The sequence below is a fragment of the Microbacterium sp. GbtcB4 genome, from assembly GCF_019091465.1.
Classification (GTDB): Bacteria; Actinomycetota; Actinomycetes; order Actinomycetales; family Microbacteriaceae; genus Microbacterium; species Microbacterium paraoxydans.
On the sequence record NZ_JAGXJJ010000491.1, the window covers coordinates 1 to 239 of the forward strand.

Here is a 239-nt window from a genome sequence, read left to right on the forward strand (position 1 = left end):
TGGTGGATGCCGCGGACGATGCCGTCGACATCCACGTCGGCCGGCTCCGGGGGTTGGACCATCGGCTCGTTGTACACCGTGAGGTAGTACATGTCGTTCGGGTCTTCGTGCTGCCCGCCGTACATGCGCTCGAGACCGGAGCGCATGATGTGCGCGTTCTCATAGCCGTACGCCGGGTCGTAGGAGTCCGTCGCCGGGTTGGTCGTGGGGAGCAGGTGCGAGTGCCCGTCGGCGAGCTG

At 66.5% G+C, this 239-nt stretch carries 1 protein-coding gene; it reads right to left on the bottom strand.

The window, feature by feature from the left end; translation table 11 throughout:
* Positions 1-239 (bottom strand): hypothetical protein (locus tag KVS71_RS18585; RefSeq protein WP_217585272.1); only part of this gene is annotated, 239 nt, incomplete at both ends.